10 protein-coding genes and 1 tRNA gene are annotated in these 11,734 nt (G+C 60.5%); 8 read left to right on the top strand and 3 right to left on the bottom strand.

From position 1 onward, the window contains the following. Positions 1 to 61: 61 nt before the first annotated feature. Positions 62 to 619: a DUF488 family protein gene (locus Q4S45_RS06185; protein ID WP_305510145.1), complete on the top strand. Its 558-nt coding sequence runs from the start codon at positions 62 to 64 to the stop codon at positions 617 to 619. Positions 620 to 827: 208 nt separating this feature from the next. Beyond that, positions 828 to 3,068, top strand: coding sequence for a hypothetical protein (locus tag Q4S45_RS06190; protein WP_305510147.1), 2,241 nt, complete (start codon positions 828 to 830; stop codon positions 3,066 to 3,068). A 37-nt stretch (positions 3,069 to 3,105) separates the two neighbouring features. Here the strand turns inward: Q4S45_RS06190 and Q4S45_RS06195 are convergent, their stop codons facing one another. Genes Q4S45_RS06195 through Q4S45_RS06205 form a run of 3 tightly spaced genes read right to left on the bottom strand, consistent with a single transcriptional unit; the run spans position 3,106 to position 5,046 of the window. Further along, positions 3,106 to 3,867 carry a UDP-2,3-diacylglucosamine diphosphatase gene (locus Q4S45_RS06195; protein WP_305512059.1) on the bottom strand — a complete coding sequence of 254 codons (762 nt, stop codon included), beginning with the start codon at positions 3,865 to 3,867 and terminating at the stop codon, positions 3,106 to 3,108. Between the two features lie 39 nt (positions 3,868 to 3,906). Next, complete coding sequence (locus Q4S45_RS06200; RefSeq protein ID WP_305510148.1) at positions 3,907 to 4,401, bottom strand: peptidylprolyl isomerase; 495 nt, start codon at positions 4,399 to 4,401, stop codon at positions 3,907 to 3,909. 51 nt (positions 4,402 to 4,452) lie between these two features. After that, complete coding sequence (locus Q4S45_RS06205) at positions 4,453 to 5,046, bottom strand: peptidylprolyl isomerase (protein ID WP_305510150.1); 594 nt, start codon at positions 5,044 to 5,046, stop codon at positions 4,453 to 4,455. Positions 5,047 to 5,308: 262 nt separating this feature from the next. Here Q4S45_RS06205 and cysS point away from each other — a divergent pair, with 262 nt between their 5' ends. From cysS to Q4S45_RS06235, 6 genes are all read left to right on the top strand, one after another. Continuing rightward, positions 5,309 to 6,694: a cysteine--tRNA ligase gene (cysS, locus tag Q4S45_RS06210; protein WP_305510152.1), complete on the top strand. Its 1,386-nt coding sequence runs from the start codon at positions 5,309 to 5,311 to the stop codon at positions 6,692 to 6,694. Then, entirely contained in the window at positions 6,694 to 7,353 is a 660-nt protein-coding gene (locus Q4S45_RS06215) for a DNA-3-methyladenine glycosylase (RefSeq protein ID WP_305512060.1), read from the top strand. The genes cysS and Q4S45_RS06215 overlap by 1 nt, the downstream gene beginning before the upstream one ends. A 59-nt stretch (positions 7,354 to 7,412) precedes the next feature. Continuing rightward, a complete protein-coding gene (locus Q4S45_RS06220; protein ID WP_305510154.1) occupies positions 7,413 to 8,390 on the top strand; it encodes an acetyl-CoA carboxylase carboxyltransferase subunit alpha in 978 nt (325 codons plus the stop codon). 239 nt (positions 8,391 to 8,629) lie between these two features. Continuing rightward, the gene (gene tilS, locus Q4S45_RS06225; RefSeq protein WP_374046099.1) at positions 8,630 to 9,976 is read left to right on the top strand and encodes a tRNA lysidine(34) synthetase TilS; all 1,347 of its coding nucleotides are present in this window, start codon (positions 8,630 to 8,632) and stop codon (positions 9,974 to 9,976) included. Positions 9,977 to 10,096: 120 nt separating this feature from the next. Continuing rightward, complete coding sequence (locus tag Q4S45_RS06230; RefSeq protein WP_305510156.1) at positions 10,097 to 11,344, top strand: aspartate kinase; 1,248 nt, start codon at positions 10,097 to 10,099, stop codon at positions 11,342 to 11,344. A 99-nt stretch (positions 11,345 to 11,443) separates the two neighbouring features. Beyond that, a tRNA-Ser gene (locus Q4S45_RS06235) sits at positions 11,444 to 11,536 on the top strand. Positions 11,537 to 11,734: the final 198 nt, after the last annotated feature.

An 11,734-nucleotide genomic window follows, 5' to 3' on the forward strand; every position in this document is an offset into this window, starting at 1 on the left:
AAGTGGTGTTGTAGTGAAGTATAACAGTGACTTTTGACGTGTCAACAACTTCTTGATACATATGAAAACACCGAATATTCCGCTGGTCTGCACGATCGGCCACTCGAACCGCGCGCTGGACGACTTCGTCGATCTGCTCAAGCGCAATCAGATCGAGCATGTGCTCGATGTGCGAACGGTGCCGCGTTCGCGCCACAATCCGCAGTTCGCACAGGACGCGCTGCCGGACTCCCTGAACGCGGTGGGGATCGCCTACACGCATCTGCCCGGCCTCGGCGGATTGCGCCATGCGCGCGCCGATTCGCCCAATACGGGCTGGCGGAACGCGTCGTTCCGAGGCTACGCCGATTACATGCAGACGCCGGAGTTTGCAGAGAATGTGGAGCGGGTAGCGGAGCTGGCACGGTTCCAGCGATGCGTGCTGATGTGCGCCGAAGCGGTGCCGTGGCGCTGCCACCGCTCGATGATCGGGGATGCGCTGCTGGTGAGGGGCGTGCAAGTGGAAGACATCATCGGCCCGGGCGCGCGCAAGGCGCACCGCCTGACGCCGTTCGCCGTCGTCGATGGCACGACGATCACCTATCCGGGGTCTGGTCCTGCGGACCTGACCCCATCTTAGCTTCGTCGCGAAATGGATCAGACTAACCCCCGATTCATCGTGGCGCGCCTCGTCATCGCGCGATGAATAGTTCCAAATGAAAATACCTTGCCCGGCGTCATAAGTAGCCTCCGGGAAATTGATTTAATAAGTCCTTGCCTGGCGAATGAAGTGGTTTTCAACCCTTTCGAGGCGGCCACGCCGCTTCCACTTAACCGGACGGACTTAAATGAACAAAAATCCAAGAAACGCGGCAATGCTGGTTGCGGGCCTGTGTGCGATGACGACGGCCGTTATAGTGGGGTGCGGCGGGGGCGGCGGCTCGAGCTCCAGTCCACCGCCACCGGCCCCAACTTATTTGCTGGGCGGGACCGTGAGTGGTCTTAGTGAAGGAGGCAAGCTGACGATTGCGAATGGGAGCGACACTGTCGTGGTTGGTGCCAACGGCGGCTTCACCTTTCCAAATAGGTTGGGCTCCGGCGCCAGCTACAAGGTATCACTGACCAATTCGCCCCGCGGACACGATTGCCGCTTGAGCAACGCCGCTGCGATTGTTGCCAGTGCCGATGTTACTTCAATCAGCGTGCAATGTATTCCCGTTGCGCTTGCCGGAATGGAAGTCGTCTTGCACCAACCGACAGGGCTCGCCATAGACGCGGAGGGGAACGCGTATGTGGCGGATTCTTATTATCACCTGATTCAGAAAATTACCCCGGCCGGCGTCGTCAGCATCTTCGCGGGCGCGAAGAATGGTGGCGCGGGTAATGTCGATGGCACTGCTGGCGATGCGCGGTTCAATTTCGATAATGGCACTGCGATGATCGTAGATCGCGACGCAAACCTGATCGTAACCGACTCATGCAGTCAGTCGATCCGTAAAGTGACAAAGGCGGGAATTGTGACGACGGTGGCAGGGCGTGGTTCTGCAACCTGTACTTCCTTTTCCACAGTAAAAGATGGCGTGGGGAGTGCGGCCGGTTTCACCAATATACGAGCTATAGCGCTCGACATCAACGGCGACTACCTCGTGTCCGACGGACAGTATGCCATCCGCCGCGTGACACCGGCCGGGGTGGTTTCCACAATACGATGGACCTCGCCGGCGCTGGCTGGGAGTGCTGAGCGTTTGGATTACGTTTCGAAACTGACTGTTGACAAAAACGGCACCATCTACGCGCTAGGCAGTAGTGGGTCCAGGGTATGGAAAATCGCTAACGGCCTTGCGGTCCCATTCGCCGGCGGCGCGGTGGCCACAACCTCAGCGGTCGACGGCGTGGGCGCCGCTGCAGGCTTCCGCTCTCCCCAAGCGCTGACAAGCGACAACGGGGGCAACCTTTATGTTTCCGACTGGGCCACGATGCGCAAAATCAGCCCTGACGGCACCGTGTCCACGCTCGCGGGTGCCTATCCCCCTCCCTCTACCATTAATCCGCCTCCACCTGATGCAATAGACGGTACCGGGGCGGCAGCCCGCTTTCTCGGTTTCGGCGCCATCGCGGCGGACCCTTCGGGCAAGATCATTGCGCTTGACGAGGGTTGGGCTACCTTGCGTTACATCACCGCTCAGGGTGTCGTAACGACCCATCCCGGTACCCCTTTGACCAAACAGTACCGGGACGGTGTTGGCGGTTCGGCACGATTCACCTCTTCCGCTCTCAGTTTAGCGCCCACAATCGATGCAAAAGGCAATATTTTTGTCCGTGACTTTTACACGGTCCGAATGATCACGCCAGACGGAACGGTAAGCCGGTATGCGGGGACTTTTGGTTTGACCAGCGCCGTTGATGGAAGTAAGGACATCGCAACGCTCGGTTTGAATGGTCCGATGGCCGCTGACAACGCCGGCAACCTGTACTTTTCGAGCGCGGTTGCTGTGGGGCTACGGAAAATCGGGTCCAGCACGGTATCTACGGTATTCCAGCGGCCGGAATTGGCTAACGCCACGGCTGTAGCGGTCAGTCCCTCGGGAAATCTCGCGGTCGCTAGTATGGGTACGGTCAGAGTGTATTCGCCGGACGGTACGGTCTTGGACACCATCGATCAACCCAGGATCGTTGCGTCGCTTGGCAAAAGCGATTCGTCGTCATTCGGTATCATTCTCGGACTGGTCTACGATCCAAGTGGCAATTTGTTTATTGGCGATCTGTCCAACTCGGTTATTCATAAACTGAGCAAAGAAGGTAAGCTATCGGTGTTTGCAGGGACGCCGCGGGTAACAGGATTTGCGGACGGTGCGCCGGGAACGGGAACCTTATCCGTGGGATCTCTCACGATGGATTCTAGCGGCAATTTGTACACCATGCGCGGGGTGAGGGTGAATGAGGTTGTGCTTCGGAAGATCACACCATCAGGTGTGATATCAACCCTGTCAACGCCGTGGGAAAATATCCCGATATCGGGAGTTACATACGGAAATGGTCGCTTGTATGCGATGTCACAAAATGCGCTGATGCAGATGTGGGTTCCGTAAGGGGCTCATCGAGTACGTCCTGTAATGCCAGCGCGGATCAGTCCGCGCTGGTTCCGTCCCAGGCGTAGCGGCTTATGTCGCCATTTGAGTTAACCGCGATCCAGCCGCCTCTGCGCGGCTCGGCATCGAGTTCCCAGTCGGGCAGCACGAAGCGTTGGCGCGCGCCGTGCTCATGCAGGGCGGGGCGGTGGGTGTGACCATGGATGATGATGTCGGCGTCGGTTGAAACATGCAGCGCATCGATCGCCGCCGGCGTCACGTCCATAATCGCCAGCGTCTTGCCTGTGTGCGCTTCCCGGCTGCCTTCGCGCAGGCCGGCGATGATCGCCTTTCGCTGCGCCAGCGGCATCGCCAGGAATTGCTGCTGCCAGACAGGATCCCGCACCTGCTTGCGAAACGCCATGTAGCTGACATCGTCTGTGCACTCGGCGTCGCCGTGAACCAGCGCGATGCGGCGTCCTCCGATGACGGCCACGTGCGGCTCGGCCAGCAAAGTCAAGCCCGCCGCCTGCGCAAAGCGCTCGCCCACGAGAAAATCGCGGTTGCCCGCTATCCAGTACACCGCCACGCCGGCGTCGCTGACGGCGCGGATCGCGTCGATGACGGATTTATTGAAAGGGGAATCGAGGTCGTCGTCGCCTGCCCAGTATTCGAACAGGTCGCCGAGAAGATACAGTTCGCGCGCCGCCATCGCGTGTTCCGCCAGGAAGCGGAAAAACGCCGCGGCGGTGCGCGGGTGCGATTCCTGCAGGTGGAGGTCGCTGACAAATAGCGCGATCGCGCGCGCGGGCATGCTCATCGCCATGCTACCGGATTCACTTGCCCGCGGATCATCCAATTACGCCAGAACTTCGACTTTTTCGATGATCACGGCGTCGTTCGGCACGTCGGCGAACATGCCGCTGCGGCCGGTCTTGACCTTGTTGATCTTGTCGACCACGTCCATGCCTTCGACGACCTTGCCGAACACGGCGTAGCCCCAGCCGTCCTGGCCTGGATAGTCGAGGAAGGCGTTGTTTTTGGTGTTGATGAAGAACTGGGCCGATGCCGAGTGCGGATCGGAGGTGCGCGCCATTGCCAGCGTGTACTTGTCGTTCTTCAGGCCGTTCTTGGCTTCGTTCTCGACCGTCGCAGGTGCAGGCTTCTGCTTCATGCCTGGCTCGAAACCGCCACCCTGGATCATGAAGTCGGCGATCACGCGGTGGAAGATCGTGTTGGAATAGTGGCCTTTGTTGGCGTAATCGATGAAGTTCGCAACCGTCTTCGGCGCTTTCTCGGCGTCCAGTTCGGCGGTGATGTTGCCCATGTTGGTGGTGATCAGTACTTTGGTCATGATGTGCCCTTTAAATGTTGTTAGTTCGGGAATGCGTGAGCATCCGCTATTTTACCGTTTCACGACCGATGCCGACTGAATCACGATCGGCACCACAGGCACGTTCTGCTGGCCCTTCACGTCGTCAACCACGACGCCCTTGATCTTGTCTACAACTTCCTGGCCCGAGACCACCTTGCCGAACACGGTGTAGCCGAAGCCGTCGCGGCCCGGGTAATCGAGTGGAGTATTCTCGGCAACGTTAATGAAAAACTGCGACGTGGCCGAATTAGGGTCGCCAGTGCGCGCCATCGCGATCGAGTAGGGGACGTTTTTCAGGCCGTTATTCGCTTCGTTCTTCACCGGAGGATTGTTCTTCTTGGTGACTAAATTCTTGTCCATGCCGCCGCCCTGGATCATGAAGCCGTCAATCACGCGGTGGAAAATCGTGCCTTTATAATGGCCGCTCTTGACGTACTGGAGGAAATTGGCGACCGTCTTCGGCGCCGCTTCCTGGTCCAGTTCGAGGACGATTTCGCCCATCGAGGTCTTCAGCGACACCTGCGGCATGTCGGCCGCGAGCACCGCGGTACCGAACGACAGGCCGAAGAAAATGGTCAGGACACGCGCCAGCAGGGGCTTGAAGAACGAGGTGGATTCTTGCATGATAGCTTTCTGTAGGGGGAGTTTGCGCAAAGTGCTGTCAAGCCTTTTGCAGAAAAATAAACCTGACCCATATGCGGTCGGTGGAGTTTTTATCAATGCTATACTTTGCGCAGAACGTCCATTCTATCAAAGAAGAACAATACAGCGGGATCCGACGATATCGAATTAATACCGGTTTTTGCCGGTGCGTGCCTTTGCGGCATTCGCGCCTGCAACCGTATTGTCCGTGCGTTGCGTCCGCTCAAGATGAAGCAAGAGCCCGATGAGCCAACTCAAGATTTACAACACGCTGGCGCGTGACAAGCAGGAATTCGTACCGATCGTTGCCGGCAAAGTCGGCATGTATGTTTGCGGCATGACGATCTACGATTACTGCCACATCGGCCACGCGCGCATGATGATGGCGTTCGACGTGGTGTTCCGCTGGCTGACCGCATCGGGCTACGACGTCGCCTACGTGCGCAACATCACCGACATCGACGACAAGATCATCAAGCGCGCCGTGGAAAACGGCGAATCGATCTCGCAGCTGACTTCGCGCTTCGAAAAATACATGGACGAAGACACCACGGCGCTGGGCATCCTGCCACCGACCGTGGTGCCGCACGCGACCGCCTACGTGCCGCAGATGCTGGGCATCATCGAGCTGCTCGAAAAGAAGGGCCTGGCCTACAAGTCGGACGACGGCGACGTCAATTACGCGGTGCGCAATTTCGAGGGCTACGGCAAGCTGTCGGGCAAATCGCTCGACGACCTGCGCGCCGGCGAGCGCGTGGACGTTAACACCGGCAAGCGCGATGCGCTCGACTTTGTGCTGTGGAAGGCGTCCAAGGAATCGGAGCCGGACGAAGTCAAATGGCCCTCGAAGTGGGGCAGCGGCCGTCCGGGCTGGCATATCGAGTGCTCGGCCATGTCGTGCGCCAACCTCGGCGAGCATTTCGACATCCACGGCGGCGGCGCCGACCTGCAGTTCCCGCACCACGAAAACGAGATCGCCCAGTCGGAAGGCGCGTTCGGCCAGCCGATGGTCAACTACTGGATGCACAACGGCTTCGTGCGCGTCGATAACGAGAAGATGTCCAAGTCGCTGGGCAACTTCTTCACGATCCGCGACGTGCTTAAAAAATACGACGCCGAAGTGGTGCGCTTCTTCATCCTGCGCGCCCACTATCGCAGCCCGCTGAACTATTCGGACGCCCACCTCGATGACGCCAAGGGCGCGCTGACCCGGCTGTACACGGCGCTCGAGGGCTTCGACGTCGGCAACGGCAAGACCGCGGTGGACTGGACCGAACCGTACGCGGTGCGCTTCGCCGACGCGATGAACGACGACTTCAACACGCCGATCGCGGTCGCCGTGCTGTTCGAGATGGCCAACGAACTCAATCGCACCAAATCGCTGGAGCTGGCGCGCCAGTACCGCGCGCTGGCGGACGTGATTGGCCTGCTCGGCCGCAGCCCGCAGGAATTCCTGCAAGGCGGCGCCGGCGAGGACGATGCGGCCATCGAAGAGGCGATTGCGCGGCGCATCGAGGCAAAAAAAGCCCGCAACTTCGCCGAATCGGACAAGATCCGCGCCGAACTGCTCGCTGCCGGAATCATCCTCGAAGACAAGCCGGACGGCTCGACCAATTGGCGCCGGGCATGATGGCGCTGAACAAGGACGCTGTGGGAACCGCCTCATTGCTGATCGAAGTTCCTCCGTACTGGGAAGAGGCGAAGATCGAGCTGATGAAGCGCGACCGCATCATGAAAAAGCTGATCCCGCAGTTTGGCGACCTGCACCTGGTCGGCCATCCGGACCCGTTCACGACGCTCGCGCGCTCGGTGGTCGGCCAGCAGGTGACCAACAAGGCGGCCGACGCCGCTTGGGCCAAGCTGATGATCGTCTGCCCGAAGATCACGCCGGCACAGGTGATCAAGGCCGGCGCGGAGCAGTTGTCCGCCTGCGGCCTGTCCAAGCGCAAGACCGAATACATCCTCGACCTGGCCGATCATTTCAAGGCCAAGCGGGTGCATGCAAATCAATGGGCGGAGATGGCCGACGAAGCCGTCATCGCCGAACTGGTGCAGATTCGCGGCATCACGCGCTGGACGGCCGAGATGTTCCTGATCTTCAATCTCCTGCGGCCGAACGTGCTGCCGCTTGACGACCCCGGCCTGATCCACGGGATCAGCCACAACTATTTCTCTGGCGAACCAGTATCCCGCAGCGATGCGCGCGAGGTCTCGGCCAACTGGGAGCCCTGGCGGACCGTCGCCACGTGGTATTTATGGCGTAGTCTCGATCCGGTTCCGGTAGAATAGCGCTTGTATCGGCCCCGCTGAGGATCTCGCGTGGCCAGCATAATAATTTCGGAGGACCAATGATTAAAACAACTTTCCTCAATTTTGAGCAGCCGATTGCCGAGCTCGATTCCAAGATTGAAGAACTGCGCTTCGTGCAAGACGATTCGGCCGTCGACATCTCCGAAGAGATCGACCGCCTGGCCAAGAAGAGCCAGCAGCTGACCAAGGACATCTACGCCAAGCTGACGCCATGGCAAGTGTCGCAGATCGCGCGCCACCCGCAGCGTCCGTACACGATGGACTACGTCAACGAAATCTTCACCGATTTCCATGAACTGCATGGCGACCGTTCGTACGCGGACGACCTGTCGATCGTCGGCGGCCTGGCCCGCTTCAACGGCCAGTCGTGCATGGTCATTGGCCACCAGAAGGGTCGCGACACCAAAGAGCGCGCGATGCGCAACTTCGGCATGCCGAAGCCGGAAGGCTACCGCAAGGCGATGCGCCTGATGAAGCTGGCCGAGAAATTCGGCTTGCCGATCTTCACCTTCGTTGACACCCCGGGGGCGTTCCCTGGCATCGACGCCGAAGAGCGCGGCCAGTCCGAAGCGATCGGCCACAACCTGTACGTGATGGCCGAACTGAAAGTGCCGCTGATCGCCACCATCATCGGCGAAGGCGGCTCCGGCGGCGCGCTGGCGATCGCGGTCGGCGACGCGGTGCTGATGCTGCAATATTCGACCTACTCGGTGATTTCGCCGGAAGGCTGCGCCTCGATCCTGTGGAAGTCCGCCGAGCGCGCGTCCGACGCCGCCGACGCACTTGGCTTGACCGCGCACCGCCTGAAGGCGATGGGCCTGATCGACAAGATCATCAACGAACCGCTGGGCGGCGCCCACCGCGATCCGAAGCAGATGGGCGTCATGCTCAAGCGCGCGCTGGCCGATTCGCTGCGCCAGTTCCAGGGCATGAAGACTAAGGACTTGCTGGAAGCGCGTCATCAGAAGCTGATGAGCTACGGTAAATTCAAAGAAACCATGCCGGCAGAAGAGTGAGCCGGCAGCAAGCCGGGTGTCTCCCGGACACGTTCGCGCGGGCGCTCGACGCCCTGCGCGGGCAAACTTCCCCCCATGACGTCGTTCCTGCGAAGGCAGGAACCCATGCTAAGTCCGCGGACCCCCAGCTCGTCGTTCCTGCGCAGGCAGGAACCCATGCCGAGTCCGCGGCCCCCCAGCTCGTCGTTCCTGCGCAGGCAGGAACCCATGCTGAGTCTGAACATAGTCAGCATGGGTTCCTGCCTGCGCAGGAACGACATGCAATAGCTATCGCCCTCAGTGGCGGCCTGGACTCTTCGGCGCTGCTGCACCTCGCGCACGCCTACGCGCGCGAGCATGGCCTGGCGCTGTTCGCCTTCCACGTCCACCACGGCCTGAGCCCCAACGCTGACGCCTGGCTGGCGCATTGCCGCGACAGCTGCGCCGCGCTCGGCGTAACCTTCGACGAACGCCACGTCACGCTCACCAAAGGCAAGACCGGCGTGGAAGCCGCGGCACGCAAGCTGCGCTACGCCGCGCTCGGCGCCATGTGCGCGCAGCACGGCGTGCGCCTCATGCTGACCGCGCACCACCTCGACGACCAGGCCGAAACCGTGCTGCTGCAATTGCTGCGCGGTTCCGGAACGGCCGGCCTGTCCGGCATGGACGCGGCCAACAGCGCGCCCGAACTGCTCGGCAATCCCGATTTGGTGATGGCGCGGCCGTTGCTGCCGGTGTCGCGCGAGGCGCTCGAGGCGTACGTGAAAGCGTACGACATCGCCTATATCGACGACGAATCGAACACCGACCCGCGCTACGCCCGCAACGCCCTGCGACTGCAGGTGATGCCTGCGCTGGCGCAGGCGTTCCCCGGCTTCCAGGAACGCTTCGCGCGTAGCGCCGCGCACGCCCAGTCGGCGCAGCGCATGCTGACCGAACTGGCGGCGCAGGACTTGGCCGGCTGCCTCATCGATGACACCATCGACGTCGCCAAGCTGCGCGCCATGAGCATCGACCGCGTCCAGAACTTGCTGCGCCACTGGTTCGCCACGCGCGCGCTGCGCATGCCGTCGACCGCCTGGCTGGCCGAGATGGTGACCCAGTTGGTGGAAGCGCGGCCGGATGCTCAACTGCTCGTCACGCACCCCGACTGCCACATCCGCCGCCATCGTGACCGCCTGCACATCACCCCAAAGCTCGAAGACTTGGCCGGCATGCGCGACCCGGACGACGAAGGCGTCATCGTCCGCCATGCCCAGGCGTTCAAATGGCAAGGTGAAAGCGAAATCGCGTTTCCAGATTACGGCGGCACGCTGTATTTCGACGCGGCGGAGCAGGGCATCGACTCCGCCTGGCTGCGCGCGCAAGCGCTGCAGATCGACTTCCGCAAGGGCGGCGAAAAGCTCAAGCTGGCCGCCAACCGTCCCACGCGCAGCCTGAAGTATCACTACCAGGCCTGCGACGTCCCTGCGTGGGAGCGCACGCGCCTGCCGATCGTCAGCGCCGGCAAGGACCTGCTGTTCGCCGCCGGCATCGGCATGGATTGCCACCATCTCGGGAGCGGTCCCGGCATCGCTTTGCGCTGGAAAAGCGACCTCTCCAGCTAACATTCGAAAAGCGCATTACCATATACCCATAAGGTATAGGTTTTGGCTTGTTCTTTTGCATAGCAGCATGTAGAGTAAAGCCCTCTTTTTTATTCATCCTAGAGCGGAAACAGCACCCAAATGGCTTTAATTGTCCACAAATACGGCGGTACGTCGATGGGATCGACGGAACGCATCAAGAACGTCGCCGCGCGGGTCGCCAAGTGGCACGATGCCGGCCACAAGATTGTCGTGGTGCCGTCGGCGATGTCCGGCGAGACCAATCGCCTGATCGGGCTGGCCAGGGAAATCATGGGGCAGCCGGATCCCCGCGAGCTGGACATGATCTGCTCGACCGGCGAACAAGTGTCGGTGGGCCTGCTGGCGATGGCGCTGCTGGCGATCGGCAAGGACGCCGTTTCCTACGCCGGCTGGCAGGTCGCGATCAAGACCGACTCCTCGTTCACCAAGGCGCGCATCCAGTCGATCGACGACGCCAAGGTGCGTGCCGACCTCGACTCCGGCAAGATCGTCATCATCACCGGCTTCCAGGGCGTGGACGAAGAAGGCAATATCTCGACCCTGGGCCGCGGCGGTTCGGACACTTCGGCGGTGGCGATCGCCGCCGCGATGAAGGCCGACGAATGCCTCATTTACACCGACGTTGACGGCGTGTACACGACCGATCCGCGTGTGGTGTCGGAGGCGCGCAGGCTCAAGACGGTGACGTTCGAAGAGATGCTGGAAATGGCCTCGCTGGGATCGAAAGTGCTGCAAAGCCGCTCGGTCGAGTTCGCGGGCAATTACCGCGTGCCGACGCGCGTGCTGTCGTCGCTGACCGATCCCCTGATGCCGCTCGAAGAAGAAGCCAATTCGGGCACCCTGATTTCGTTTGAGGAAGATACAAATATGGAACAAGCCGTCATTTCCGGCATCGCCTTCAACCGCGATGAAGCCAAGATCACGATCCTGGGCGTGTCCGACAAGCCGGGCGTGGCGTACCACATCCTGGGGCCGGTCGCCGATGCCAACATCGAAGTCGACATGATCATCCAGAACCAGTCGGTGGACGGCAAGACCGACTTCACCTTCACCGTCTCGCGCGGCGACTATCAGCGGGCGATGGGCGTGCTGGAAGGCGTCAAGACCGACATCGGCGCGGCCAGCGTCACGGGCGACGCAAAGGTGTCGAAAGTATCGGTGGTGGGCGTGGGGATGCGCAGCCACGTGGGCGTGGCCTCGCAGATGTTCCGCACGCTGTCGGAAGAGGGCATCAACATCCTGATGATCTCGACCTCCGAGATCAAAATTTCGGTGCTGATCGACGAAAAATACATGGAGTTGGCGGTGCGCGCGCTGCACAAGGCCTTCGATCTGGAAAAAGAGTAACTTTTTCGAAAAAAATGGGCGGGTTCCATTGACCAAACCCGCTCTCAACCGGTACCATTGCGGACTTCTGATCTAGCGAAGGTTTTGCTGGATGGGAAAGGAGACGTGGCCGAGTGGCCGAAGGCACATCCCTGCTAAGGATGCATACGGCTTATACCTGTATCGTGGGTTCGAATCCCACCGTCTCCGCCAGATTCAAGAAAAAAGCTCCCTCCTGGGAGCTTTTTTTTCGCCTTTTATTCGCGTCATTCGGCGCTGCGTAACCGACCCTCACGCTCAGGCGCTGACGACATCCCAATGTATTAGCACAACACCGCCGCCGTCTGCCCAACAGCCATGGCGCCAAGCCGCTCGCATTTGATATGCAGCAAAGGTTTTTTTGCGCTATCA

This window comes from Massilia sp. R2A-15 (assembly GCF_030704305.1).
Lineage (GTDB): Bacteria > Pseudomonadota > Gammaproteobacteria > Burkholderiales > Burkholderiaceae_D > JAFCUW01.